This is a genomic window from Azospirillum rugosum (assembly GCF_017876155.1).
Lineage (GTDB): Bacteria > Pseudomonadota > Alphaproteobacteria > Azospirillales > Azospirillaceae > Azospirillum > Azospirillum rugosum.
The window spans coordinates 1-25,278 of record NZ_JAGINP010000017.1; the positions used below are offsets into that span (position 1 = coordinate 1).

31 protein-coding genes are annotated in these 25,278 nt (G+C 68.4%); 22 read left to right on the forward strand and 9 right to left on the reverse strand.

What is annotated here, in order from left to right; genetic code table 11:
• Positions 1-92 precede the first annotated feature (92 nt).
• Positions 93-506 (reverse strand): hypothetical protein, encoded by a 414-nt coding sequence (locus tag J2851_RS21645; protein ID WP_209768818.1) that lies wholly within the window; start codon positions 504-506, stop codon positions 93-95.
• A gap of 100 nt (positions 507-606) precedes the next feature.
• Positions 607-1,548 (reverse strand): pseudouridine-5'-phosphate glycosidase, encoded by a 942-nt coding sequence (locus tag J2851_RS21650; RefSeq protein ID WP_209768820.1) that lies wholly within the window; start codon positions 1,546-1,548, stop codon positions 607-609.
• Between the two features lie 406 nt (positions 1,549-1,954).
• Between J2851_RS21650 and J2851_RS21655 the strand changes: the two genes are divergently transcribed.
• The 3 genes from J2851_RS21655 (at position 1,955) to J2851_RS21665 (ending at position 5,077) form a co-directional block, all read left to right on the forward strand.
• Positions 1,955-2,170: a hypothetical protein gene (locus J2851_RS21655; protein ID WP_209768821.1), complete on the forward strand. Its 216-nt coding sequence runs from the start codon at positions 1,955-1,957 to the stop codon at positions 2,168-2,170.
• Between the two features lie 200 nt (positions 2,171-2,370).
• Entirely contained in the window at positions 2,371-3,357 is a 987-nt protein-coding gene (locus J2851_RS21660; protein ID WP_246500838.1) for a ligase-associated DNA damage response exonuclease, read from the forward strand.
• A 142-nt stretch (positions 3,358-3,499) separates the two neighbouring features.
• Positions 3,500-5,077, forward strand: coding sequence for a cisplatin damage response ATP-dependent DNA ligase (locus J2851_RS21665; RefSeq protein WP_209768823.1), 1,578 nt, complete (start codon positions 3,500-3,502; stop codon positions 5,075-5,077).
• An 83-nt stretch (positions 5,078-5,160) separates the two neighbouring features.
• On the opposite strand, the gene J2851_RS21670 is transcribed toward J2851_RS21665, so the two are convergent.
• The 5 genes from J2851_RS21670 to J2851_RS21690 form a co-directional block, all read right to left on the reverse strand.
• Positions 5,161-5,613, reverse strand: coding sequence for a GNAT family N-acetyltransferase (locus tag J2851_RS21670; protein ID WP_209768824.1), 453 nt, complete (start codon positions 5,611-5,613; stop codon positions 5,161-5,163).
• An 11-nt stretch (positions 5,614-5,624) separates the two neighbouring features.
• Positions 5,625-6,089, reverse strand: coding sequence for a DUF488 domain-containing protein (locus J2851_RS21675; RefSeq protein ID WP_209768825.1), 465 nt, complete (start codon positions 6,087-6,089; stop codon positions 5,625-5,627).
• Positions 6,086-6,526 carry a hypothetical protein gene (locus J2851_RS21680; RefSeq protein WP_209768826.1) on the reverse strand — a complete coding sequence of 147 codons (441 nt, stop codon included), beginning with the start codon at positions 6,524-6,526 and terminating at the stop codon, positions 6,086-6,088. The genes J2851_RS21675 and J2851_RS21680 overlap by 4 nt, the downstream gene beginning before the upstream one ends.
• A gap of 76 nt (positions 6,527-6,602) precedes the next feature.
• On the reverse strand, positions 6,603-7,031 hold the full coding sequence (locus J2851_RS21685) for a hypothetical protein (RefSeq protein WP_209768828.1): 429 nt from the start codon (positions 7,029-7,031) through the stop codon (positions 6,603-6,605).
• A gap of 308 nt (positions 7,032-7,339) precedes the next feature.
• Positions 7,340-7,852 carry a YciE/YciF ferroxidase family protein gene (locus J2851_RS21690; RefSeq protein ID WP_209768829.1) on the reverse strand — a complete coding sequence of 171 codons (513 nt, stop codon included), beginning with the start codon at positions 7,850-7,852 and terminating at the stop codon, positions 7,340-7,342.
• 84 nt (positions 7,853-7,936) lie between these two features.
• On the opposite strand from J2851_RS21690, the gene J2851_RS21695 reads away from it, so the two are divergent.
• Both J2851_RS21695 and J2851_RS21700 read left to right on the forward strand, forming a co-directional pair.
• Complete coding sequence (locus tag J2851_RS21695) at positions 7,937-8,173, forward strand: DUF6898 family protein (RefSeq protein WP_209768830.1); 237 nt, start codon at positions 7,937-7,939, stop codon at positions 8,171-8,173.
• Between the two features lie 318 nt (positions 8,174-8,491).
• The gene (locus tag J2851_RS21700; RefSeq protein WP_209768831.1) at positions 8,492-8,806 is read left to right on the forward strand and encodes a hypothetical protein; all 315 of its coding nucleotides are present in this window, start codon (positions 8,492-8,494) and stop codon (positions 8,804-8,806) included.
• A 109-nt stretch (positions 8,807-8,915) separates the two neighbouring features.
• Here J2851_RS21700 and J2851_RS21705 read toward each other — a convergent pair whose 3' ends face one another.
• Positions 8,916-9,359: a Ros/MucR family transcriptional regulator gene (locus tag J2851_RS21705; RefSeq protein ID WP_209768832.1), complete on the reverse strand. Its 444-nt coding sequence runs from the start codon at positions 9,357-9,359 to the stop codon at positions 8,916-8,918.
• Positions 9,360-9,907: 548 nt separating this feature from the next.
• On the opposite strand from J2851_RS21705, the gene rpiB reads away from it, so the two are divergent.
• The 11 genes from rpiB to J2851_RS21760 all read left to right on the forward strand — a co-directional run bounded on the left by rpiB (position 9,908) and on the right by J2851_RS21760 (position 20,313).
• Complete coding sequence (rpiB, locus tag J2851_RS21710) at positions 9,908-10,345, forward strand: ribose 5-phosphate isomerase B (RefSeq protein WP_209768833.1); 438 nt, start codon at positions 9,908-9,910, stop codon at positions 10,343-10,345.
• A 99-nt stretch (positions 10,346-10,444) separates the two neighbouring features.
• Positions 10,445-11,755, forward strand: coding sequence for a serine hydroxymethyltransferase (gene glyA, locus J2851_RS21715; protein ID WP_209768834.1), 1,311 nt, complete (start codon positions 10,445-10,447; stop codon positions 11,753-11,755).
• 30 nt (positions 11,756-11,785) lie between these two features.
• The gene (gene nrdR / locus J2851_RS21720; RefSeq protein ID WP_209768836.1) at positions 11,786-12,250 is read left to right on the forward strand and encodes a transcriptional regulator NrdR; all 465 of its coding nucleotides are present in this window, start codon (positions 11,786-11,788) and stop codon (positions 12,248-12,250) included.
• 158 nt (positions 12,251-12,408) lie between these two features.
• Positions 12,409-13,488 carry a bifunctional diaminohydroxyphosphoribosylaminopyrimidine deaminase/5-amino-6-(5-phosphoribosylamino)uracil reductase RibD gene (ribD, locus tag J2851_RS21725; RefSeq protein WP_209769064.1) on the forward strand — a complete coding sequence of 360 codons (1,080 nt, stop codon included), beginning with the start codon at positions 12,409-12,411 and terminating at the stop codon, positions 13,486-13,488.
• Between the two features lie 123 nt (positions 13,489-13,611).
• Positions 13,612-14,199, forward strand: a complete 588-nt coding sequence (locus tag J2851_RS21730) for a riboflavin synthase (RefSeq protein WP_209768838.1) — start codon at positions 13,612-13,614, stop codon at positions 14,197-14,199.
• Positions 14,196-15,320 carry a 3,4-dihydroxy-2-butanone-4-phosphate synthase gene (ribB, locus tag J2851_RS21735; protein WP_209768840.1) on the forward strand — a complete coding sequence of 375 codons (1,125 nt, stop codon included), beginning with the start codon at positions 14,196-14,198 and terminating at the stop codon, positions 15,318-15,320. The genes J2851_RS21730 and ribB overlap by 4 nt, the downstream gene beginning before the upstream one ends.
• A 36-nt stretch (positions 15,321-15,356) precedes the next feature.
• Positions 15,357-15,821: a 6,7-dimethyl-8-ribityllumazine synthase gene (locus tag J2851_RS21740; RefSeq protein ID WP_209768842.1), complete on the forward strand. Its 465-nt coding sequence runs from the start codon at positions 15,357-15,359 to the stop codon at positions 15,819-15,821.
• A gap of 44 nt (positions 15,822-15,865) precedes the next feature.
• Entirely contained in the window at positions 15,866-16,438 is a 573-nt protein-coding gene (gene nusB / locus J2851_RS21745; RefSeq protein ID WP_209768844.1) for a transcription antitermination factor NusB, read from the forward strand.
• Positions 16,416-17,450 carry a thiamine-phosphate kinase gene (gene thiL / locus J2851_RS21750; RefSeq protein ID WP_307420125.1) on the forward strand — a complete coding sequence of 345 codons (1,035 nt, stop codon included), beginning with the start codon at positions 16,416-16,418 and terminating at the stop codon, positions 17,448-17,450. The genes nusB and thiL overlap by 23 nt, the downstream gene beginning before the upstream one ends.
• Positions 17,451-17,542: 92 nt before the next feature.
• Positions 17,543-18,001: a hypothetical protein gene (locus J2851_RS21755; RefSeq protein ID WP_209768847.1), complete on the forward strand. Its 459-nt coding sequence runs from the start codon at positions 17,543-17,545 to the stop codon at positions 17,999-18,001.
• Positions 18,002-18,210: 209 nt separating this feature from the next.
• Complete coding sequence (locus tag J2851_RS21760) at positions 18,211-20,313, forward strand: sodium-translocating pyrophosphatase (protein WP_209768849.1); 2,103 nt, start codon at positions 18,211-18,213, stop codon at positions 20,311-20,313.
• Positions 20,314-20,521: 208 nt separating this feature from the next.
• Here the strand turns inward: J2851_RS21760 and J2851_RS21765 are convergent, their stop codons facing one another.
• On the reverse strand, positions 20,522-20,989 hold the full coding sequence (locus J2851_RS21765) for an outer membrane protein assembly factor BamE (protein WP_209768851.1): 468 nt from the start codon (positions 20,987-20,989) through the stop codon (positions 20,522-20,524).
• A 128-nt stretch (positions 20,990-21,117) separates the two neighbouring features.
• On the opposite strand from J2851_RS21765, the gene J2851_RS21770 reads away from it, so the two are divergent.
• The 6 genes from J2851_RS21770 (at position 21,118) to J2851_RS21795 (ending at position 25,250) form a co-directional block, all read left to right on the forward strand.
• Positions 21,118-21,687, forward strand: coding sequence for a ubiquinol-cytochrome C chaperone family protein (locus tag J2851_RS21770; protein WP_307420122.1), 570 nt, complete (start codon positions 21,118-21,120; stop codon positions 21,685-21,687).
• A gap of 151 nt (positions 21,688-21,838) precedes the next feature.
• Positions 21,839-22,441, forward strand: a complete 603-nt coding sequence (locus tag J2851_RS21775; RefSeq protein ID WP_209768855.1) for a YceD family protein — start codon at positions 21,839-21,841, stop codon at positions 22,439-22,441.
• Between the two features lie 105 nt (positions 22,442-22,546).
• Positions 22,547-22,732: a 50S ribosomal protein L32 gene (rpmF, locus tag J2851_RS21780; RefSeq protein ID WP_209768857.1), complete on the forward strand. Its 186-nt coding sequence runs from the start codon at positions 22,547-22,549 to the stop codon at positions 22,730-22,732.
• Positions 22,733-22,781: 49 nt separating this feature from the next.
• Positions 22,782-23,834: a phosphate acyltransferase PlsX gene (gene plsX / locus J2851_RS21785; RefSeq protein ID WP_209768858.1), complete on the forward strand. Its 1,053-nt coding sequence runs from the start codon at positions 22,782-22,784 to the stop codon at positions 23,832-23,834.
• Positions 23,835-23,837: 3 nt separating this feature from the next.
• On the forward strand, positions 23,838-24,809 hold the full coding sequence (locus J2851_RS21790) for a beta-ketoacyl-ACP synthase III (RefSeq protein ID WP_209768860.1): 972 nt from the start codon (positions 23,838-23,840) through the stop codon (positions 24,807-24,809).
• 108 nt (positions 24,810-24,917) lie between these two features.
• On the forward strand, positions 24,918-25,250 hold the full coding sequence (locus tag J2851_RS21795) for an integration host factor subunit alpha (RefSeq protein ID WP_209768862.1): 333 nt from the start codon (positions 24,918-24,920) through the stop codon (positions 25,248-25,250).
• The last annotated feature ends 28 nt before the right edge of the window (positions 25,251-25,278 follow it).

Genomic DNA, 25,278 nt, shown 5'->3' on the forward strand with positions numbered 1-25,278 from the left:
GAATAGCTGCGACCCATGATCCACCTCCAACTACGGTGAATCACACCAGCCGCCCAAGCGCAACCCGCGATTCGGATTTCAGGCGCGATGCTCTAATGTCGCGTGCGCGCCGGGGTGACGTAGACGCCGTCCCAATCGACGCCGAACAGGGCGTCGTCGCCGGCTTCCTCGACCAGCTCGTCATACTCGTTGACGTCGATCAGGCCGAAGATGGAGGCGGTGCCCGAGGCGTCCAGGTCGCAGGTGATGACGCGGCCGGCGAACTCGACCGAGGTGAAGAACACCTCCGGCAGTTCCATGCCGTCCAGGTCGGCGGACACCGCGCATTCGATCTCGTGCACGAGGCGCGAGGAGAGAGAGCCGCGCAGCTTGGCCGCCTGGGACGACCACACGATCCGCTTCACGCGCGCGGCGGGGCGGGCATCGGCTTCGCCGATGGCCTCGTCCGGCTGGGCGGCCATGGCGATCATCCGGGAAACCAGGTTCGACGGGCTGGGCGCACGCATAGAAACCTCCGCTGAAGAACGAGCCCAGATTCGCCCAGCGGGGGTTAACGGGGTCTTAAGTCCGTAGGTCGCAGAGGGCTTACCCCCTATGCGCAAAGTCCTAGCTGGTCCTAGCCGGAAGGGCGGCGAAGGCCACGGCCAGCCGGGCGGCCACAACCGCGTTGTGGCGGATCAGCGCCATGTTCGCCGTCAGGCTGCGCCCGGCGGTGATGCGCTCCAGCGCCGCCAGCAGGTGGGGCGTGACGGATTTTCCCGTGATTCCATGGGCTTCGGCGTCGGCGAGCGCCTGGGCGATGGCCTCCTCCATGGCCGCACCGTCCAGGGCGTCGGCCTCCGGGATGGGGTTGGCCAGGACCACGCCGCCCTCCAGCCCGAGGTCCCATTTGGCCCGCAGGATGGCCGCCACCTCGGTGACGTTGTCACAGCGATGCGAGACGGGCAGGCCGGAGTTGCGGCTGTAGAAGGCCGGAAACTCGTCGGTGCCGAGACCGAGGACCGGGACTCCGCGCGTCTCCAGAACCTCCAGCGTCTTGGGCAGGTCGAGAATCGACTTGGCCCCGGCGCAGACCACGCAGACGCTGGTGCGCGCCAGTTCGTCCAGGTCGGCGGACACGTCGAAGCTGGTCTCCGCCCCGCGGTGCACGCCGCCCAAGCCCCCGGTGGCGAAGACGGCGATGCCGGCGAGCCGAGCCGCGATCATGGTGGCGGCCACGGTGGTCGCCCCCGGCGCCCCGGTCGCCAGCGCCACCGGCAGGTCGCGGCGGCTGAGCTTCATCACCGCCTTGCCGCCGGCCCTATCGCCCGATGCCAGCCGTTCCAGGGCGTCGTCGTCCAGGCCGACGCGGATCTTGCCGTCCAGCACGGCGATGGTCGCCGGCACGGCCCCCTCGGCGCGGATCAGCGCTTCGAGCGAGCGGGCGGTGTCCAGGTTCTTCGGGTAGGGCATGCCGTGGGCGATGACGGTGGATTCCAGCGCCACCACGGGGCGCCGCTGCGCCAGGGCGTCGGCAACCTCGGACGTCAGGGAAAGGCGGTCGTGCATGGCCATCTCGGCAAGCGGTTGCGGCAGGGATTCCGGACGGGGGACCCGTCCCGCAGCAAGGGTGGAGCCATTGACGCCGTCAATAAAGCCCATTGATGATAAGGTTATTATGTTGCGATACCGAGGAGATATCGGGTCGAAAAATCTTCTTTAAAGACATTGGAAGACTTTTTGTTGCGACCATATGCGGGCAGTCTCACGTCATGGGAGGCTTGCATGGTCTCGACGCCGACGACCGCTTCCGCCACGCAAGGGTTGCCGCCGGGAATGCCGGTGGACTCTTACCCGGTGCACCTAGGGGACGAGGCCGCGTAGCGGGGAGCCGCGGCGGAACGCCTGCCTCGGCCCGCGCCGGGGCGGGCGCAACCACACCCAAGCCTGCTCTCATATTCTGGGGAGGATGACCATGTTGACGCTTGCCGACATCATCGCCTTCTACAGCGCGGAGCCTTCGCCGGAGAACAGCGGGGCGCGCCGCGCCCTGGGCATCGACGAGGAGGCGGACCGCATTCCGCCGCGCACGCCGCCGGCCCGCCGCGCGCAACCGCGCCGCCTGCTGGTCCACCATGCCGCCGTGATCGTCCAGCGGGGGAGCGCGCCATGCCGTCCCGCAGCCCAGTGACCCGCCGCCTGCCGGGCCGCGTGGGGCCGGTTCGCCGCCGCAACTGGTCCCGCGCCGATTTGACGTTTGCTGTGCATCGAGGGTGAACGGAGCCGGGCCGCCCGACGGGGGCCGCAGGCTTTGCCGTTCGGGGAAGGGCGCACCATATTTGGGCTATGCCCGCCACGCCCTTTCCCGAACGCCCCTCCCCGGATCGCTGGATGAAAGTCTGCCCCGAAGGGCTCTATGTGGAGCCCGGGGGATTCTACGTCGATCCGGTGCGCCCGGTGGAGCGCGCGGTGATCACCCACGGCCATTCCGACCACGCCCGACCGGGCCACGCCAACGTGCTCGCGACATCCGGCACGCTCGCCATCATGCGGCAGCGGCTGGGCGAGGGGGCGGGCGGAGCCCAGCAGGCGCTGGAGTATGGCGAGGCGATCCGCATCGGCGACGTCACGGTGCGGCTGGCCCCGGCCGGCCATGTGCTGGGCAGCGCCCAGGTCGTGTTGGAGTATAACGGCAGCCGGGTGGTGGTTTCCGGCGACTACAAGCGGACCTTCGACCGCACCTGCGCGCCCTTCGAGCCGGTGCCCTGCGACGTTTTCATCACCGAGGCGACCTTCGGCCTGCCGGTCTTCCGCCACCCGCCGGACCTGGGCGAGGTGCGCAAGCTGATCCATTCGCTGGAGATTTTCCCGGAGCGCAGCCACGTGGTCGGCGTCTACGCGCTCGGCAAGTGCCAGCGGCTGATCACGCTGCTGCGCGCGGCGGGCTATGACCGGCCGATCTATCTGCATGGCGCGCTGGAGCCGATCTGCAAACTCTACGAGGGGTTCGGGATCGCGCTGGGGGAGCTGCGGCCGGCGACGGTTGCGGTGAAGGAGGAGCTGAAGGGCGCCCTGGTGATGGCCCCGCCGGGTGCGGTGGCCGACCGCTGGGCGCGGCGGCTGACCGATCCGGTGGTGGCGATGGCGTCGGGCTGGATGCGCGTGCGCCAGCGGGCGCGGCAGCGCGGCGTGGAACTGCCGCTGGTCATCTCCGACCACGCGGACTGGGACGAGCTGACGCAAACCCTGGAGGACGTCGGCGCGCCGGAGGTCTGGGTGACCCACGGGCGGGAGGAGGCGCTGGTGCACCACGCGACCCAGCGGGGGATTCGCGCGCGGGCGCTGGCGCTGGTGGGGTTCGAGGAGGAGGGGGCGTGATGATCCTGCCTGTGTTTACCCCCACCCTAACCCTCCCCCGCTGGGCGGGGGAGGGAACTCCGCCGCATCGCAAACAACCCCTCCCCTGCCCAGCGGGGGAGGGAGGGACCCGCGAAGCGGGAGGGTGGGGGCTCGTGCGCGCATGAACCGCTTCGCCACGCTCATCGACGCGCTGGTCTTCATGCCCTCGCGCAATGGGAAGATCCGGCTGCTGGCGGACTTCTTCTCCACGACGCCCGATCCCGACCGCGGCTGGGCGCTGGCCGCGCTGACCGAGGCGCTGACCTTCAACGAGGCCAAGCCGGCGGCCATCCGCCAGCTGGTCGCCGCGCGGGTGGATCCGGAGCTGTTCGCGCTGTCCTACGATTACGTCGGCGACCTTGCAGAGACCGTGGCGCTGATCTGGCCGGAGCGGCACGACCGCGCCAACAGCCTGCCGCCCTCCCTGCCGGAGGTGGTGGACACGCTGCGTGCGGCCAAGCGCGCCCAAGTGATGGATCTGGTGGAGGGCTGGCTGGACACGCTGGACAGCTCCGGCCGCTTCGCGCTGCTGAAGCTGATCACCGGCAGCCTGCGGGTGGGCGTCTCGGCCCGGCTCGCCAAGACGGCGCTGGCGGAGTGGGGCAAGGTCGATGTCGGCGAGCTGGAGGAGTGCTGGCACGGGCTGACCCCGCCCTACCTGGACCTGTTCGCTTGGCTGGAGGGTCGGTCGGAGCGGCCGGCGGCGGGGCATGGCGCCGGCTTCCGCCCGCTGATGCTGTCGCACCCGCTGGAGGAGGAGGACCGGGCCGGCCTGAACCCGGCCGACTACAGCGCGGAATGGAAGTGGGACGGCATCCGCGTGCAGCTGGTCGCCAAGGGTGGGGAGCGGCGCGTCTACAGCCGCACCGGCGACGACGTGTCCGGCGCCTTCCCCGACATCGTGGATCACATGAGCTTCGACGCGGTCCTGGACGGGGAGCTTCTGGTGGCGCGCGGCGAGGGCGAGGTGGCGTCCTTCAACGACCTGCAGCAGCGGCTGAACCGCAAGGCGGTCACGGCGAAGATGTTGCAGGAGTTTCCGGCCTGGGTCCGGCTCTACGACATCCTGTTCGACGGCGACGAGGACCTGCGCGGCCTGACCTTCCTGGAGCGGCGCGCGCGGCTGGAGCGCTGGTACGGCGCGGTGCAGCCGCGGCGGATGGACCTGTCGCCGCTGGTGCCCTTCGCCGGCTGGGCGGAGCTGGAGGCGCTGCGCGAGAACGCGCGGGAGAACAGCATCGAAGGGCTGATGCTGAAGCGGCGCGACAGCGCCTACACCGCCGGGCGGCCGAAGGGCCCTTGGTTCAAGTGGAAGCGCGGCGCGCTGACTCTGGACACCGTGCTGATGTACGCGCAACGCGGGCACGGCAAGCGGTCGAGCTATTACTCCGACTTCACCTTCGGCGTTTGGCGGGGCGACGAGCTGGTGCCGGTGGGCAAGGCCTATTTCGGCTTCACCGACGCGGAGCTGGTGGAGCTGGACCGCTGGGTGCGCAACAGGACGGTGCGCAAATACGGCCCGGTGCGGGAGGTCGAACCCGGCCTCGTGCTGGAGGTCGCCTTTGACAGCGTGCACCCGTCGAACCGGCACAAGAGCGGTTTGGCCATGCGCTTCCCCCGCGTCCACCGCATCCGCTGGGACAAGCCGGCGGGTGAGGCCGATCGGCTGGAAACCTTGCAGAGGATGGTGGTGGCGTAGGGAGAGGATATTCATTCACCACAGAGACACAGAGGCACGGAGGGGGTGGTTTCTCTGTGTCTCCGTGTCTCTGTGGTGAATCATCATCCGCGCGTCAGCCGCATGTCGATGTGGTCGATGCCCACGTCGTCGTAGATGTCGCTGACACGGCGCAGGCCGAAGCTGCCGTAGAAATTTTCCAGGTAGAGTTGGGCGCTGATGAGCACGTCGTGCTCCGGCCACTCGCGGGCGAGGCGGTCCAGGCATTCAGAGACCAGGCGGCGGCCCAGCGCCTTGCCGCGCCACGCCGGCGCCACGGCGAGTCGGCCGAAGGAGGTGGTGCCGGTGGCCGGATCCGGCCCGAAGATGCGCGCGTAGCCGACGGGTGCGACAGTCTCACCGTCGTACAGGCCGAGGTGCCAGGCTTCCGGGTCGCGGCCGTCGAGGTCGGGGTAGGGGGAGGCCTGCTCCACGATCAGCACGCTCTGGCGCAGGTGCAGCATGGCGTAGAAGTCGGCAAGCGGAAGCTCGTCGAAGCGGGACCAGCGGGACTGCATGGGCGGGGTTCCTAGAAGGACGGGTCCGTGGCGGACAGGTGTTCGACCGTGAAGCCGAAGCGGTCGTGCAGCAGCTCCGCCACGCGGCGGCGGTGACAGACGTGGGGCGAGGCTTCGAAGCAGAGCAGGCAGGCCGGGCGCTCCTGCGCCAGGGCGGCGGCGCGGGACAGGTCGTGCTCCGCCTCCGGCGTTTGCATTTTTTCTTCGACGATGGACCAGAAGCGGTCCATGTCGCCCTGGTGGGCGGCGACGCGCCCTTCCTTCGGCGTGCCCAGCCCCTTCAGGTGGACGTAGCCGATGCCGACCTCCTCCAGCCCGGCGGAGAGCGGCCGCTTGGAAAAGCCGGCGCGGCGCGACAGCGGCAGGTCGCGCACGTCCAGCAGCACGCCGACGCCGCGCGCCTTCAACGTCGCCAGCAGGTCGCCCTGGGACGCGCGCTCGTAGCCGATGGTGAAGAGGGTGGGGCCGTCCGTCATGACGCCGAGGAGGCCGCGGGAAGGGCGTTGCGGATCATGTAGTCGGCGATGTCCTTGGGCTTCACCTTGATTTCGGTGAGCGGCTCGTCGGCGGACATCGCCTTGGCGACCAGCAGGCTGTTCTGCACGTTGGTGAGCGTAATGCGGAACACTCCGGCCGTACCCTTCAATTTGGGGTAGTAGTTCGGGTCGATGACCTTTTCCTTGCGCATCAGGCGTTCCAGGACTTGGTCTTCTTCGATGTCAGCGATCTCCTGGGCGACCTCCTGGCTGTGCACCACGCGCCAGTCGGTTTCGCCGGCCCAGCCGGCCTCGACCGCGGCCTTCGCCGCGTCCTTGTCCGCGGCCACGCCCAGCTTGAAGATGTGCTTGCCCTGTCCGACGTCGGACGCCCATTTCGTCAGCGCGGCGCTGCGCGCCACATAGACCACGGCCATGGTTTCTGTTCCTCCCGGATATCGGGGCCATGCTGCCGCGACGGGCGGGGCGTGGCAACCGGGGAAAACGGCCTTCTTATGGGAAGCTCGATTGCCGGGACAGCGGGGTGATCAGGATGCGGCTGATCACGTCCTTGCCGAACAGGCGCACGCTCTCGTCGTTGATGGTGCGGCGGAGCGCCGGCATGTTCGCGATGTTGCCGCGGACGATCCAGCCTTCCTCGATGCCCTTGTAGACGGCGCGCAGGGTCGCGTCGTGCAGGCGGGGGATGGCCAACTGGACGTCGCCCAGCCTGGTGGCGTTCGCCACCTCCAGCATCACCTCGATCTGCGTGTAGCGTTCCACCTGCCCGCGGGTGACGACCGGGACCATCACGGGCTTGATGCGCACCGATGGCGGCAGGGCGGCCGGGCCTTCCGCGGCCAGCGCAGCGGGCTGCGGGCCAAGCCCCAGCAGGGCGGCGCACAGCAGGCCGGATCGAAGGAAGGCAAGGACCCTGCGCATGGCGCCGGCACCGGTTCTGTCGTTCGGGGCGGCGTGGAGTGTAGCGCGGCGGGGTACCCCCTTCAACGCCGCCGGGGGTGCAAGGGGTGGGACAAAACACGCGGGCTCCCATGCGGGGCCCGCGTGGACAACAGTGAATGGACGTCCGGGAATAAGGGACGTCGCCCAACCGGCGCTGGAAGACTTAAAGCGGATTGCAATCCGCTTTGGACCGCGACCGCGGTCCCGGCCGCATGTGCGGCCGAAGCCCGGCCGGCGAATGAGGCCATATGAATCTAAAGCGAATGCAAATTCGCTTTAGCGCTGGTTTAGGCGGCCTTCTTGCCGCTGGCCTGGATGGCCTTCTTGTTGACGTCGTTGATCGCCAGGGTGTTCAGCTTCTGGTCGGTGTCCTTCTCCTCGTTCAGCGTCTGCTCCAGCAGCTGCGCGACCTTGGTCAGGCCGCAGGCCGTGGCGTAGGCGTGGACGGTGCCGTAGCTGGCGATCTCGTAATGCTCCACCTTTTGGGCGGCGGCGATCAGGGCGGCGTCCTGCACCTCCGGCGCGAGGCCCATTTCCAGAATCTCGCGCGCCTCGTTGATCAGCCCTTCCATGGCTTCGCAATGCTTGCCGCGGCTGCGGGTATCCAGCTCCTCGAACACCTGCTCCAGGCGTTCGATCTGGCCGCGGGTCTGTTCGAGGTGCAGCTCGAACGCTTGGCGCAGTTGTTCGGAATGGGCGGCCTTGGCCAGCTTCGGCAGCGCCTTGGTGATCTGCTTCTCGGCGTGATAGATGTCGCGCAGATCCTCGATCAGCAGATCCTGCATGGTCTTGGTTGCCATGGCGCAAGTACCTCACGTTGTGGGGATGTGTGTGCGCCAACAACAGGGCATGGTGGCCGGGGTTCCGACGCGAAGGAGAGGACGATGACGGGCAGGGCAGGGAACGGCCAATCCGGGAACAAGGGCGGCGGCGAGGTGCTGTTCGAGTTCCAGCGCGTCGGCAGCTACATGAAGGTCGTGGCCATCGACCCGACCACCGGAACCGAGGTGTCGGTCGCCGGACCGGCCACCGGCAGCACGGAATTGCTGAAACGCACCGCGCTCAGCAAGCTGCAGTTCGTGCTGAACCGGGGCGCGGCGGCCAAGGGGCCGGGGCGCTGACCGTTCGCTTGCGGCCCTGCATAAGGAACGCGCCCACCCGAATGATTCGGGGGGCGCGGTTCTAGTCTTGGCTTCTGCTGATGGTGAGCACTGACATCCCGGAGCCGGACCTGCGGGGCCGGTTCTGGGGCGAACTGCTCGGACACAACTCTAGTCCTATGCATGCCCGTCGGCACTGGTGCATCGGTCGTAACGCCTGTAGAAGCCGCTTCGACGAACGAATGGGCCGACGCTTCGCGCGCTTGAATTCAGCCAGCGAATGGTGGAGCTTCGGTCAGAACAGACGCCGTGAGCACAAGTCCGGAGGGAGACGAATACATGCGTTGCGCCAAGTTCGTGCTGGGAGCGGCCGCGATGGCCGTGACATTGACCGGGGCGTCCCTGCCCCAGGCCCTGGCCGCAACCGTCAACGGCTGCACCAAGCCCGGCGTTCCCGTCTGCATGGACGACACCACGACCTTCGTCAGCGCCGACAAGATGTCGGCCTGCCAGTTCGAGGTGAAGGACTATGTGGACCGGACCATGGATTACCTGAAGTGCCTCAACGAGGAGAACACCAACACCGGGCAGGAGCTGACCCGGAACGTGGAGCGCTTCAACTGCCGCCTGGCCGGCGGAAAGACTTGCGGCTGAGCGCTGTATCAACCAAGCGCCAGTTCAACCAAGAATCGCGTCGGATTAAAAAAGAAAGGGCCGGCCCCATGACCAGGGCCGGCCTTTTCTTTCAGGACGGAGCGCGCAATCAGCCGGCGCGGCGGCGCGTCTGGCGCCCGGAGCTGCGGCCAAGGCCGATTCGCTTGGCGAACTCCGACCGCTGGGCGGCGTAGTTCGGCGCGACCATCGGGTAATCCGGCGGAAGGCCCCAACGGGCGCGGTATTCGTCGGGCGACATGTTGTAGGTCGAGCGAAGGTGCCGCTTCAGCATCTTCAGCTTTTTGCCGTCCTCGAGACAAACGATGTATTCGGGCGTGACCGACTTGCGAATCGGAACCGCGGGCTTGAGCGGTTCCGTCGGCAACTCGCGCGGCTGCGCGTTCAATCCGGTCAGCGACGAATAGACCGTGTTGATGACCTCGGGAATCTGCTGCGCCGGCAGAACGTTCTTGCTGACATACGCGGAAACGATCTCCGCCGTCATGCGCAGCAGCGCATTGTCGGGCGCGTCGGCGCGAAGCTGGTCACTCATTGCCTGTTGTCCTGAATTTTCATTTGGTCCCTAACACCAAGTTGCATACCGTGATTTTGGTGTCAATATAATTTCGGCAAGCGCGAATTAAGTTGTTTATGACGTCGAGAAGTTAAGAGCGGCCGTTAAATCAGTTAACGCTGAAAACCGCGAGGCTCCGGTCCCTGTGCCCGGCCTTTAGGCGGCGTCTAGTAGCGCGAAGCTGCGCGAAACCACGCGACTTGGACGCAGCAATTGGCCGATTCGTGCGTCCGTCACGCATCGGGCCGGCTGCTTACTCCGCCAACACCCCGCGCCGGTGCCAAGTAGAGGAAGATTGTTTCGCGGCGGCTTGCGGCAATGGGAGATGATAACGATTCGCAGTGAAAGTCGATAATGATTCGCAGCATCATGCCCCTGTGTTCCACGCAGGGCGCCCTTGCCCGGGGCGTTGGCCCCGTGCTTTGTGTCCATCTGGCGAATCGCATCGACATCTGGTAGCGTGCGACCCGCGCCGGCCTCCCGCTCCGGGTGGCGCCGCCTGTCTTCGTGCACGGAGTTCCAGTTCCATGACCGCCCGCAACATCGCTATCGCGTCCGACCACGCCGGCTTCGAGCTGAAGGCCCAGATCGGCTCCTGGCTTCGCGACGCCGGCTACGAGGTGATCGACCTCGGCTGCGACGGCCCGCAGTCGGTCGACTATCCCGACTTCGCGGCCGCCGTGGCCCGCGCCATCGCCGACGGGCGGGCGGAGCGGGGCGTGCTGATCTGCGGCAGCGGCATCGGCATCAGCATCGCGGCGAACCGCCACCCGGGCATCCGCGCCGCGCTGGTGCACGACGCGACCACCGCGCGCCTGTCGCGCGAGCACAACGACGCCAACGTGGTGGCGCTGGGCGCCCGCATCATCGGGCCGGAGATCGCCAAGGACTGCGTCGACGTGTTCCTGAAGACCGCATTCGAAGGCGGCGAGCGGCACAGCCGCCGCATCGCGAAGATGGGTTGACCGTAGTCTTTTCGTTTTTCCGCCCGTTTTCCTGCCGCCAACCTTCCGCGCACGACGGCGGACCGAGACCGCCACCAAGAACCAAGGACCTGCCCTGCCATGACCGTGACCAACGCTGACCCCCGCGCCGAGATCGGCCGCTTCTTCGCCGCCTCGCTCGCCGAGACGGATCCCGAACTCGCCCGTGCGGTGCGCGACGAACTGGTCCGCCAGCAGGAGCAGATCGAGCTGATCGCGTCCGAGAACATCGTCTCCCAGGCGGTGCTGGAGGCGCAGGGCTCGGTCATGACCAACAAGTACGCGGAAGGCTATCCGGGCAAGCGCTACTACGGCGGCTGCGAGTATGTGGACGTCGCCGAGACGCTGGCGATCGAGCGCGCCTGCAAGCTGTTCGGCTGCAACTTCGCCAACGTCCAGCCGAACTCCGGCTCGCAGGCCAACCAGGCGGTGAACCTGGCGCTGCTGCAGCCGGGCGACTGCATTCTCGGCATGTCGCTGGCCGCCGGCGGCCACCTGACCCACGGCGCCGCCCCCAACCTGTCCGGCAAGTGGTTCAAGGCCGTGCAGTACGGCGTGCGCAAGGATGACCACCTGATCGACTTCGACCAGGTCGAGGCGCTGGCCCGCGAGCACAAGCCGAAGCTGATCATCGCCGGCGGCTCCGCCTACCCGCGCGTCATCGACTACCAGCGCTTCCGCGCCATCGCGGACGAGGTCGGCGCCTACTTCATGGTGGACATCGCCCACTACGCCGGCCTGATCGCCGGCGGCGTCTACCCGAACCCGTTCCCCTACGCCGACGTGGTCACCACCACCACCCACAAGACGCTGCGCGGCCCGCGCGGCGGCATGGTGCTGACCAACAGCGAGGAGATCGCCAAGAAGATCAACTCGGCGGTGTTCCCCGGCCTGCAGGGCGGCCCGCTGATGCACGTCATCGCCGCCAAGGCGGTGGCCTTCGCCGAGGCGCTGCGCCCCGAGTTCAAGACCTACGCCCAGGCCGTGCTGGACAACGCCCGCGCCCTGTCGAAGGTGCTGATCGAAGGCGGCCTCGACATCGTGTCGGGCGGCACGGACAGCCACATCGTCCTGGTCGACCTGCGGCCGAAGAACCTGACCGGCAAGGCCGCCGAGGCGAGCCTGGAGCACGCCGGCATGACCTGCAACAAGAACGGCGTGCCGTTCGACCCGCAGAAGCCGATGGTCACCTCCGGCGTCCGCCTGGGCAGCCCGGCGGCCACGACCCGCGGCTTCGGCGTCGCCGAGTTCGAGCAGGTCGGCCGCCTGATCGTGGAGACGCTGGACGGGCTGGCCGCCAGCAACTCCGGCGACAACACCGCGGTCGAGGCGAAGGTCCGGGAAGAGGTGCGCGAGCTGTGCCGCCGCTTCCCGATCTACCCGACTCTGTAAAAGCACCTTTAGCAAGGGGAAAGGCCGGACATGCGCTGCCCGTTCTGCGGACACGAGGACACCCAGGTCAAGGACTCGCGGCCGACCGAGGACAACTCGGCGATCCGCCGGCGGCGCTTCTGCCCGGGCTGCGGGGCGCGCTTCACCACCTTCGAGCGCGTGCAGCTGCGCGAGCTGACGGTGGTGAAGAGCGGGGGGCAGCGCGAGCCCTTCGACCGCGAGAAGCTGCTGCGCTCCATGCGCATCGCGCTGCGCAAGCGACCGATCGACGCGGACCGCATCGACCGCGTGGTGAACAGCCTGGTGCGCCAGCTCGAATCCTCGGGCGAGAGCGAGATCCCGTCGAAGCAGATCGGCGAGATGATCATGGCGGCGCTCCAGGCGCTCGACCCGGTCGCCTACATCCGCTACGCGTCGGTCTACAAGGACTTCCGCGAGGCGTCGGACTTCAACGAGTTCGTCGAGCAACTCGCCCCCGAGCCCCAGAACGGGTGACGGAGGGGGCACGTAGGTTGGGTGGAGCGTCAGCGAAACCCAACACACGCTGCCATGCCGAGGCTGTTGGGTTCCGCTGGCGCTCCACCCAACCTACGAAGTCCAGAATTCCGGGCGGAGGAAGAGCCGTGTCGAGCCATCCCGACGACCTTCGCCACATGCGCGCCGCGTTGGCGCTGGCCTCCCGTGGGCTGGGGAACACTTGGCCGAATCCGGCGGTGGGCTGCGTCATCGTGCGCGACGGGGTGGTGGTCGGGCGGGGCTGGACCCAGCCCGGCGGACGGCCGCACGCGGAGACGGAGGCGCTCGCCCGCGCGGGCGAGGCGGCGCGTGGCGCCACGGCCTACGTCACGCTGGAACCCTGCAACCATTACGGCAAGACGCCGCCCTGCGCTTTGGCATTGGTCGAGGCCGGAGTCGCCCGGGTGGTGGTCGCCTGCGGCGATCCCGATCCGCGGGTGGCCGGCGGCGGGCTGGAGCGGCTGCGCGCCGCCGGCATCGCTGTGACCACCGGCGTGCTGGAGGACGAGGCCTGGGCGCTCAACGAAGGCTTCTTCCGGCGCATCCAGGACGACCGGCCGCTCTACACGCTGAAGGCCGCGACGACGCTGGACGGGCGGATCGCCACCCACAACGGCGTTTCCCAATGGATCACCGGCCCGACGGCGCGGGCCTGGGGGCACCGGCTGCGCGCGACGCACGACGCGATCATGGTCGGCATCCGCACCGCGCTGGCCGACGACCCGGAACTGACCTGCCGCCTGCCGGGCCTGACCCACCGCTCCCCCGTGCGGATCGTCGTGGACAGCCGGCTGCGCCTGCCGCTCACGGGCAAGCTCGCCGCCAGCGCGCGGGCCGTGCCGACCTGGGTGATCGCGCGGGAGGACGTCGACGGGCCGCGGCTCGCGGCCTTCGATGACTGCGGCCTGTCAGTGATTCGCGTCCCGGCCGATTCCGCCGGCCTGCCGGATCTGGTCAAGGCGAGCGCGGCGTTGGCTGGGCGCGGCCTGACCCGCGTTCTGGTGGAGGGTGGGGCGACGCTCAGCGCCTCGCTCCTGCGCGCGGGCCTCGTCGACCGGCTGGAGTGGTTCCGCGCCGCGTCGGTCATGGGCGGCGACGGCCTGCCAGCGGTGCACGGCTTCGGCGTGGACTCGCTGGACCGGATGGCGCTGTTCCGCCGCGTGGCCGTGCGCCGGGCGGGCGACGACCTGGAGGAGAGCTACGTCCGGCGGGGATAACGGCCTGGAACCGCGGTCTGCTGCGGCATCCCGCCATGCCTCTTCCCACGCAACAGACCGTTGCGTCCTACGCCATACGGATGAACCTTTCGCGCCGGTGAAAACCTGCTAGATTGCCGGCCCATGTTCACTGGAATCATCACCGATGTGGGGCGCGTTCGGGCCGTGGAGCGGCAGGGCGACACCCGGTTCACCGTCGAGACCGCCTTCGATATGGAGACGGTTCCCATCGGCGCGTCCATCGCCAACAACGGCGTCTGCCTGACTGTCGTGGAAAAGGGGCCGGGCTGGTTCGCCGTCCAGGCCTCGGCCGAGACGCTGTCGAAGACGACGCTCGGCGGCTGGGCCGAGGGCACGCGCGTCAACCTGGAGCGCGCGCTGAAGGTCGGCGACGAACTGGGCGGGCACATCGTGTCCGGCCATGTGGACGGCGTCGCCACTGTGGCGGACGTGCGCGCGGACGGCGAGTCCAAGCGCTTCACCTTCGAGGTTCCGGCGGGCTTGGCCAAGTACATCGCCTCCAAGGGCTCGGTGGCGCTGGACGGCGTGTCGCTGACGGTCAACGAGGTCGACGGCGCGCGTTTCGGCGTCAACATCATCCCGCACACCCAGGACGCGACCACCTTCGGCACCCTGAAGGCCGGCGACCGGGTCAATCTGGAAATCGACATGCTCGCGCGGTACGTGGCGCGGCTGGCAGGTCAGGAATGACGTCGGAGTTCCACGCCTATCTGTCGCGCCCCGAGGAAATCCTTGAGGAGGCGCGCCAGGGCCGGATGTTCATCCTGGTCGACGACGAGGACCGGGAGAACGAGGGCGACCTCGTCATCCCCGCGCAGTGCGCGACGCCGGAAGCCGTCAACTTCATGGCGAAGCACGGGCGCGGCCTGATCTGCCTCGCCATGGACCAGAACCACATCGAGCGGCTGCGCCTGCCGCTGATGGCCCAGCAGAATGGCACCCGCCACCAGACCGCCTTCACCGTCTCCATCGAGGCGCGCGAGGGCGTCACCACCGGAATCTCTGCCGCCGACCGCGCCCGCACCATCCAGGTCGCCATCGACCCGACGGCGAGCCCGGACGACATCGTCACGCCGGGCCACGTCTTCCCGCTGCTCGCCCGCGACGGCGGCGTGCTGGTCCGCGCCGGTCACACCGAGGCGTCGGTGGACATCGCCCGCATGGCCGGCATGACCCCGGCCGGCGTGATCTGCGAGATCATGAACGACGACGGCACCATGGCCCGCCTGCCGGATCTGGTGAAGTTCGCGCAGTTCCACGGGCTGAAGGTGGGCACCATCGCCGACCTGATCGCCTACCGCCGCCGCACCGAGACGATCGTCGAGCAGAGGCTGGCCGGCGCGCTGGACAGCCGCTTCGGCGGACGCTTCCAGATGTACGTCTACGTCAACAAGGTGGCCTACGCGGAGCACATCGCGCTGGTCCGCGGCGACATTTCCGGCGAGGAGCCGGTGCTGGTGCGCATGCACGCGCTGTCCGTGCTGGACGACGTGCTGGGCGACAAGAGCGCCGCGCGCGACGGCGAGCTTCAGGCCTCCATGGAGATGATCGCCGAGGAGGGGCGCGGGGTGATCGTCCTGCTGCGCGAGCCGATGGCGAACGGGCTGACCGCGACGCTGAAGGCGCGCCTGGAAGGGCACGAGAACCCGACGCCGACCCTGCGCGATTACGGCGTGGGCGCGCAGATCCTGCTGGACCTGGGCGTGCGGAACATGGTTCTGCTGTCGAACCGCAAGAAGTCCATCATCGGGTTGGAAGGCTACGGGCTGACCGTCGTCGGCCACCGCCCGATTCCGCTTCACGATCAGTGATGGTCCGGCAGTGATGGTCCGGCCGAGCAGCGAGAGATGACCGAGAAGCCCCATCTGATGATCGTGGAAGCCCGCTTCTACGAGGACATCGCCGACGAGCTGGCCCGCGGCGCCATCGCGGAGATCGAGAAGGACGGCGCCACGTACCAGCGCGTCGCCGTCCCCGGCTGCCTGGAAATCCCCGCTGCGATCCTCTACGCCCTGCGCTCCATGGATTTCTTCACGGCGCGCAAGCGCTTCGACGGCTATGTGGCGCTGGGCTGCGTGATCCGCGGCGAGACGACGCACTACGACATCGTCTGCAACGAGAGCGCCCGCGGCCTGCAGGATCTCGCCCTGCGCTACGCGCTGGCCGTCGGCAACGGCGTGCTGACGGTGGAGAACCGCGAGCAGGCCTGGGCGCGCGCCTCCGTCGCTGCCAAGAACAAGGGCGGGTTCGCCGCCCGCGCCTGCCTTGACATGATCGAACTGAAACGCCAATTCCGCCTCTATCCGCGGTAACCCCGCGGCATAGTCCCGTTCTACGTCCTGACAGTATGAGCATCATGAGCAACGACGACGCGGCGGGCCGCGCGAAACAGAAGCGCGGATCCCGGAACCGGACCGGCGGCGGGTCGGCCAAGGCCCGGCGCAAGGCGGCCCGCCTGGCCGCCGTGCAGGCCCTCTACCAGATCGACCTGAACCAGATCGAACCGACCGGCGTCGCCGTGGAATCCGTGGTGGGCGAGTTCGTCAACCACCGGCTGGGCGAGGAGATCGACGGCGCCAAGTTCGTCGCCGCCGACCCGCAGCTGTTCGCCGACATCGTGCGCGGCGCGGCGCACCGCCGGGCGGAGGTGGACGGCATGCTGTCCTCCGCGCTGGAGCCGCGATTCTCGCTGGACCGGCTGGAGCTGCTGCTCCGCGCCATCCTGCGCGCCGGCGCCTACGAGCTGTTCGTCCACAACGACACGCACCCGCGCATCCTCATCAGCGAGTATGTGGACGTGGCCCACGCCTTCTTCGCCGGGCGCGAGCCGGGCATGGTGAACGGCGTGCTGGACCATGTGGCCCGCGCCCTGCGGCCGGACGAACTGGCCAAGCCGGACCCGAGCCGTGAGCAGCCCAGAGAGTCCTGATCCGGGCAACTCCCGCCCGAGCCCAGTCGATAAGTTGGGGGAGTTCGGCCGGATCGACCGCTACTTCAAGCCGCTGGCGACCGGGTTTCCCGGCGCCCGCGGCCTGGCCGACGACGCGGCCGTGTTCGGCGTGCCGCCCGACCAGGAACTGGTCGTGACCACGGACGCCATGGTGGCCGGCGTCCATTTCTTTCCCGACGACGCCCCCGGCGACATCGCCGCCAAGCTGCTGCGCACCAACCTGTCCGACCTCGCGGCGATGGGGGCGGTTCCCTATGCCTACACGCTGGTGACGGCGCTGCCCCGGACGGTGGGGGAGGACTGGCTCGCCGCCTTCGCGGCCGGGCTGGGCGAGGACCAGGCGCGCTTCGGCATCGGGCTGGCGGGCGGCGACTCGGTGTCCACCAGCGGGCCGATCACCCTGTCGGTCACCGCCTTCGGGCTGGTGCCGAAGGGCAGGGCGCTGCCCCGCTGGGGCGGCCGGCCGGGCGACAGCGTCTTCGTCACCGGCTGCGTCGGCGACGCCGCGCTGGGGCTCCAGGTCGCCTTCGGGAAGATCGCGGTGGCGGACGAGGCGGCGCGCGGCCGCCTGCTGGCGCGGCTGCGCCGGCCGGACCCGCGCACCACGGTCGGGCCGCGGCTGGTCGGGCTGGCGACCGCATGCCTGGACGTGTCGGACGGTCTGGTCGCCGACCTGGGGCACCTGTGCGAGGAGTCCGGCTGCGCGGCGGTGCTGGACTCGGCCGCCGTTCCCCTGTCGATTGCTGCCCGCGCGGTGGTCGGGTCCGATCCGGCGCGGCTCGCCCTGGCGCTGACCGGCGGCGACGATTACGAGCTTCTGTTCACCGCCCCGGACGAGGCGCGGCCGGCGCTCGCGGCGCTTGCGGCGGGCACGGGCGTGCCGATCACGGCGATCGGCCGGCTGGAGGAAGGGAGCGCCGGCGATGTCCGCGTCGTCGGCGCGGATGGGACTCCCCTTGCCCTGCCGGCGCGCGGTTGGGAGCATTTCTGAGCATCGCTCGCGCTTAACCCTATGGAAAGCAGGCCGGGCCTAGGCTGCGCGCCGCCCCTTTCGGGGATCCGCCATCCAAGGATACCGCGCGCGTGATCAAGGCCGTCCTGCTGCTTGTCGTGGGCATCGCGTTGCTGGGCGGCGCCGGTTATGGCGGCTGGATGCTCTACAACATCTATTTCGTGCCGCACGAGGGCGAGGCCCCGAAGAAGGAGGAGCCGCCGCCCAAGCCGCCCACCGCTTTCGTCCGCATGGCCCCGCTGATGGTGCCGGCCATCGGGTCGCAGCGGGTGGAGCAGTTCGTCACCGTGGTGGTGACGCTGGAGGTGGTGGCCGACAAGATCACGGTGGTCCAGGCCTTCCAGCCCAAGGTGTTCGACACGCTGCTGACCACGCTGTACGGCGCCGTCGACGACAAGTCGGTCCTGACCGGGAACTTGGTCAATATCCCTGCCGTAAAAGAAAAACTGACCAAGGCGGCGGCCAAGGTCGTCGGTGACGGTGTGGTGCAGGATGTCCTCATCCAGGTCGTGACGCAGCGCAACCTTTAACACCTTCGTCATCGACCTTACCCCGAAAGGCGGAGAACTCCCTGGCCATTTCGCCGCGCCCGGCCGGGCGAGGCGGCTGTTGCATTGCTGCTGTCCCTTCGGCATCCTTTTCACGAACAAATTGCCCGTCATCCGCTTTTTTGCGCGAGAGGGCGTTACGGCGCGTAGAGCGGTACTCGGGACCCAATAACATAAACTTGGGGGAACCGATGGCAGCAGCGTTCGTCATCATCATAGCCAGCGGGCTTTTGGCGCTGGCGTACGGTTACTATGCCGGCAGACAAGTCATGGCGGCCTCCGCCGGCTCCGACCGCATGCAGGAGATCGCTGCGGCCGTCCAGGAGGGCGCCCGTGCCTACCTCAACCGCCAGTACACGACCATCGCCATCGCGGGCGTGGTGCTTCTGATCATCCTCGGTGCGTTCCTCGGCCTGCATGTGGCCTTCGGCTTCCTGATCGGCGCGGTGCTGTCGGGGGCGGCCGGTTATGTCGGCATGAACGTGTCGGTGCGCGCCAACGTGCGCACCGCCCAGGCGGCGACCCACGGGCTGGCCCCGGCGCTCGACATCGCCTTCAAGGCGGGGGCGATCACGGGCATGCTGGTGGTCGGGCTGGGCCTGCTGGGCGTCGGCGTCTACTACGGCATCCTGACGATGATCTACCGCGTCACCGATCCGGTGGAGGTCCGCTCCGTGCTGGAAGCGCTGGTGGCGCTGAGCTTCGGCGCCTCGCTGATCTCCATCTTCGCGCGACTCGGCGGCGGCATCTTCACCAAGGGCGCGGACGTCGGCGCCGACCTCGTCGGCAAGGTGGAGGCCGGCATTCCGGAGGACGATCCCCGCAACCCCGCGGTCATCGCCGACAATGTCGGCGACAATGTCGGCGACTGCGCCGGGATGGCCGCCGACCTTTTCGAGACCTACGCCGTCACGATCGTCGCCACCATGCTGCTGGCGGCGATTTTCTTTTCGGGCGAGATCATCCGGCTGCTGCTCGTCTACCCCCTGGTCATCGGCGCCGTGTGCATCGCGGCCTCTGTCGCCGGCACTTTCTTCGTGAAGCTCGGTTCCGACAACAACATCATGAACGCCCTGTACAAGGGGCTCGCCGCGACGGCCGGCATATCGCTGGTCCTGATCCTGATCGTCACGGCGATCATGTTCGGCTTCTCCCGCCCGATCACGCTGAACAGCGGCGGCTATGTCACGGGCCTGAACCTGTTCGTGTCCTCGCTGGTCGGGCTCGGCGTGACCGGGTTCCTGGTGTGGATCACCGAATACTACACCTCCACCGCCTTCCGTCCGGTGCGCAGCGTCGCCCGCGCGTCGGAAACCGGGCACGGCACCAACGTCATCCAGGGCCTCGCCGTCTCGATGGAGGCGACGGCGCTGCCGGTTCTGGTGATCTGCATCGGCATCATCATCGCCTACGGGCAGGCCGGCGTGTTCGGCATCGGCATCGCCGCCACGACGATGCTGGCGCTGGCCGGCATGGTGGTGGCGCTCGACGCCTACGGCCCGGTGACGGACAACGCCGGCGGCATCGCCGAGATGTCGGAGATGCCCAAGGACATCCGCGTCACGACCGACGCGCTGGACGCCGTGGGCAACACGACCAAGGCGGTGACCAAGGGCTACGCCATCGGCTCCGCCGGCCTCGCGGCGCTGGTGCTGTTCGCGGCTTATGTCCAGGACCTGAAGCACTATTTCCCGAACGTCACCGTCGAGTTCAAGCTGGACGATCCCTATGTGGTGGTCGGGCTGCTGATCGGCGGCCTGCTGCCCTACCTGTTCGGGGCGATGGGCATGACGGCGGTCGGCCGCGCCGCCGGGTCGGTGGTGGTGGAGGTGCGCCGCCAGTTCCGCGAGATCGCCGGCATCATGGAGGGCACCGCCAAGCCGGACTATGGCCGCGCGGTGGACATGCTGACCCGCGCCGCCATCAAGGAGATGGTCATCCCCTCGCTGCTGCCGGTGCTGGCGCCGGTGGTGCTGTACGTGATCATCGCCGCCATCGCCGGCCAGGCCCAGGCCTTCGCCGCGCTGGGCGCCATGCTGCTGGGCACCATCGTCACGGGCATCTTCGTCGCCATTTCCATGACGTCGGGCGGCGGCGCCTGGGACAACGCCAAGAAGTACATCGAGGAGGGCAACCATGGCGGCAAGGGCTCCGACGCGCACAAGGCGGCGGTGACCGGCGACACCGTCGGCGACCCGTACAAGGACACCGCCGGCCCGGCGGTAAACCCGATGATCAAGATCACCAACATCGTGGCGATTCTGCTGCTGGCCATCCTGGCGCAGCTGAGCTGAGGATATGGTCGGCTGGTAAGTGCTTGAGCTGGGCCCCCACCCAACCCTCCCCCACTTCGCGGGGGAGGGCTTCAGGGACGCGCGGCGGAGTTCCCTCCCTCGCCGAAGGTGGGGGAGGGTTAGGGTGGGGGCCCAACGGGACCACTTCACCCGCAAACAAAAAAGCCCCGCGCGAGCGGGGCTTTTGCGTGTCGAAGGCGTGTCGCCATCAGCGGCCGGGGCCGCGGTTCTTGCCGTCCTTGGCGGAGAAGCGGCCGACGTTGCCGAGCATCTGTTCCAGGAAGCCCAGTTCGCGGCCGGCGGTCGGGGTGGTGCGGTCCACCATCTCGATGTCCTGGCCGTCGTTGGCGTCGAGCTGCTTGATCTCCTGCACCACGCCGGCGTCGTCGAAATGGACGATCACCACGCGGCGCTCCACCACCTCGGGCCGGAAGAAGGCGACCTTCTCCGTCTTCTGGCCGATGTAGTACCAGACGTTCGGGTCGAAGGTCCCGGCCGAGGTCGGGGTGCCGAGAACGCCGGCGACGTCCTCCCGCCGGGACTGGCCGGCCTTGATTTCCGCAAGGCGATCGGGATCCGTCAGGTTGCCGCGGGTCGCCACGGTGGGCGAGCACGCGGAAACGGCGAGGCCCAGAAAGGCGAAGGCGCACAGCGCCGAAGGAATCGATCTCGTCATGGTGCTCAGGCTATGATGGCACGGGCAGGCGGCGGAGGTTTTGCCAAAGCCGCGCTCAGCCCACAATGCCGGGACAATCGCACCGGGCGGTTTGTCCTGTCAACGAAACTCCGAGCGAGAGAGAAACCGTGTTCGACCGCCTGTTCCGGCGCCGCCGCGACACCCGCGCCGCCACCGAATTCTTCGTGAAGATCGTGGGACAAGCCCGTGACCCGGCCTTCTACCGCGACCTCGGCGTCCCCGACACGCTGGACGGCCGTTTCGACATGGTCGTGCTGCATGTGTTCCTGGTGATGCACCGGCTGAAGGGGCAGGGTGCCACGGCGACCGACTGGTCCCGACAGCTCTACGAGACGATGATCGACAATTTCGAGAAGTCGCTGATGGAGCAGGGCGTCGGCGACAGCGGCATCAGCCGCCGCGTCAAGACCATGGTCCGCGGCATGGCCGGGCGCATCCAGGCCTACGACCGCGCGCTCGCCCCCGGTGCCGACGAGGCTCTGCTTGAGGTGGCGCTGGACAACAACGTCTACGGCACCGCGCCGGACACCGACCGGGCGCATCTCGCCGCCATGACCGCCTATGTCCGCCGCGCGGTCGCCGGGCTGGCCGAACAGCCGCTGGAGTCGCTGCTCGCCGGCCAAGTCCACTTCGGCCCGATTCATGTCCGCGGCGCGCCGGACGCTCGGATGGAGTAGCGTCACTCCTTATTAACATGGGGCGCCGGCGGGCTTGCCTTTCGGCGTCCACGGTTGCATCTGACACTATGATAGAGAGTAGCGCCCACCGCCCGCACCCTCCCGCGAACAGCGGCCGGCGGGCGGGCGCCGCGACGAGGAACAGCCCAACATGCAGCACGCCGCCGAACCCGCCCCGGAATTCTCGCGAATCGTCCGGGCCGACGCCGTCCACCGCGACGGGGAGGTGGTTCAGACCATCGAGGCGACCGAGGCCGAGCGCCGCGCGCTCGCGGAGCGATTCGAACTGGAGGCCATCGACCGCCTGACCGCCACGCTGCGCCTGCGCTCCGTGCGCGGCGGCCAGATGGTGCGCGTCTCCGGCGACCTGGAGGCCGATGTCGTGCAGACCTGCGTCGTGACGCTGGAGCCGGTGCCGGCCCACGTGTCCGACCGCTTCGGCGCGCTGTTCGCGCCGGAATCGATGGTGCCGAAGGAGGACGACGAGATCTTCATCGACCCCAGCGTTGCCGAGGAGGACATTCCGGAGGCGATGCAGAACGGAAAGATCGACCTCGGCGAACTGGCCGCGCAGCATCTGTCGCTGGCGCTCGATCCCTACCCGCGGGCCGAAGGCATTGCCTTCGAAGGCTACGGCGATGGCGAGGAAGACGAGGAGGAGGCCAGCAAAGACGCGGAAAACGCGTTGCCGGCGGCCGACCCGGACAAGCCGAACCCTTTTGCCGCGCTGGAACGGTTGAAGCGTCGGAATTAGCGGTGGAACGGGCTTGCCCTCCGAAGGCAATTGCCGTATTGAATGCCGCTCGCGTCAGGCGGCCCCCCTACGGGCCGCCTTTTCCAATGAAGAGAGTTTACGGCCATGGCTGTTCCGAAGAAGAAGACCTCCAAGTCGCGCCGCAACATGCGTCGCTCGCACCACGCCCTGCCGACCGCGGCCTACAACGAGTGCCCGAACTGCGGCGAGCTGAAGCGCCCGCACCACGTCTGCGGTTCCTGCGGTCATTACGACCAGCGCGAAGTGGTTCAGAGCGCTCCGGCGGCCTGATGTCGGTCCGGTTGGCCGCTACCTGCCCCAGTGAGGGAGCCTACCCGCGGTGAGCCAGCGCCTGACGATTGCCCTTGATGCCATGGGCGGCGACCATGCTCCAGACATGGTGGTTGCCGGGGCGGACATCGCCCGCGAGCGCCATCCGAACGTGCATTACCTGCTGTTCGGGGACGCCGCCCGCATCGAGCCGTTGCTGGCCCAGCGGCCGGCCTTGAAGGCGTTGGTCGAGGTGCGCCACACACCGGACTCGGTGGCCGGCGACGCCAAGCCGTCGATCGCGCTGCGCGCCGGACGCCAGTCCAGCATGCGGCTCGCCATCGATTCGGTCGCGGCGGGGGAGGCGGCCTGCGTGGTCTCCGCCGGCAACACCGGCGCGCTGATGGCCATGGCCAAGTTCGTGCTGAAGACGCTGCCGGGCATCGACCGTCCGGCGATCGCGTCCTTCTTCCCGACCTTGCGCGGGGAGAGCATCATGCTCGACCTCGGCGCCAACACCGAATGCCAGCCCGAGAACCTCGTGCAGTTCGCCGTCATGGGCGCCGTCTTCGCGCGCACCGTGCTGGCGCTGAGCGAGCCGACCATCGGTGTGCTGAACATCGGGTCGGAAGAGGTGAAGGGGAACGAGGTGGTCCGCGCCGCCGCGGCACGCCTGCGCGAGATGCCTCTGCCTGGGCGCTTCCACGGATTCGTGGAGGGCAACGACATCCCCGGCGGCGCCGTGGACGTGATCGTCACCGACGGCTTCACCGGCAACATCGCCCTGAAGACCGCGGAAGGCACGGCCAAGCTGTTCGCCGAATTCCTGCGCCGGTCCTTCCAGTCCTCCTGGGCAGCACAGCTCGGCTACCTGCTGGCGCGCGGCGCCTTCAAGCGGCTGAAGCAGCGCATCGACCCGCGCCGCTACAACGGCGCCATGTTCCTGGGGCTGCGCGGGGTGTGCGTCAAAAGTCACGGCGGGACCGACGCGATCGGCTTTGCCAACGCCATCGGCGTGGCCTACAACCTCGCGGCAAACGGTTTCAACGACCGGATCAAGGAAGAGATGCAGCGGCTCGGCGGCTCCAACCCTCTTCCCGACACCAAGGCGGCGGCGGTTTAAAACATGGTCAAGCGTTCCCGGATTCTCGGCTGCGGTTCGTACCTGCCGGCCAACGTCGTGACGAATCGCGACCTGGAGTCGCGCGTGGACACCACCGACGAGTGGATCGTCCAGCGCACCGGCATCAAGGCGCGCCACATCGCGGCCGAGGGGGAACTGACCTCCGACCTCGCCGTCGCCGCGGCGACCCGCGCGCTGGAACATGCGGGCGTGGACGCGGGCAGCATCGACTGCATCGTGCTCGCCACCACCACGCCGGACAACACCTTTCCGGCCACCGCGACCAAGGTGCAGGCGGCGCTGGGCACCAAGGGTTTCGCGCTGGACATCCAGGCGGTGTGCGCCGGGTTCGTCTACGCCCTGTCGATCGCCGACAACTTCATCCGCGCCGGCCAGGCGACCCGCGCCTTGGTCATCGGGGCGGAGACCTTCTCCCGCCTGCTGGACTGGAAGGACCGCACAACCTGCGTGCTGTTCGGCGACGGAGCCGGGGCCGTGGTGCTGGAGGGCTACGACGCCCCCGGCACGTCGGCCGACCGCGGCGTGCTGTCCACGCACCTGCATTCCGACGGCTCGACCTACGGCCTGCTCTACGTGGACGGCGGGCCGTCCACCACCGGCACGACCGGCCATGTCCGCATGAACGGCCAGGACGTGTTCCGCCACGCCGTCAGCAAGCTGTCGTCGGTGGTGGAAGAGGCGCTGGCTGCCAACGGGATGGAGCCGTCGACCGTGGACTGGCTGGTGCCGCACCAGGCCAACCAGCGAATCATCGACGGCATCGCCCGCAAGCTGAAGCTGTCCACCGACAAGGTGGTGCTGACCGTCGACCGCCACGGCAACACTTCGGCGGCGTCGATCCCGCTGGCGCTTGCCGAGGCGGTGCACGACGGCCGCATCAAGCGCGGCGACGTCGTCCTGATGGAAGCCATCGGCGGCGGGCTCAGCTGGGGCGCGGCGCTGGTTCGCTGGTAGGCTGAACCGGGCGCCTCCAGTTCAACGCGCCGTTCCAAGCTTTTGAATTGACGGGGTTCTTTCGCCGGATTACGGTTTTCCCCAATGGTTGCGGGGGGAAGGCGAACCATGACCCAGAACACCGTCACGCGCGCTCAGCTCAGCGAAGCCGTCTATCAGGAAGTCGGGCTGTCGCGCAACGAATCGGCCGATCTCGTCGAAAGCGTGCTGGAGGAAATCTCCGACGCGCTGGCCCGTGGCGAGATGGTGAAGATCTCGTCCTTCGGCAGCTTCCAGATCCGGCAGAAGGGGCAGCGCGTCGGCCGCAATCCCAAGACCGGCGAGGAAGTGCCGATCCTGCCGCGGCGCGTGCTCGTCTTCCGCGCCAGCCACGTCCTGAAGAACCGGATCAACGACGCGGACGCCGACGCCGAAGCGTCCCGCGTCAAGGCGGCCTCGTAATCCGCCGCCCGTCATAAGGCATCCCCGA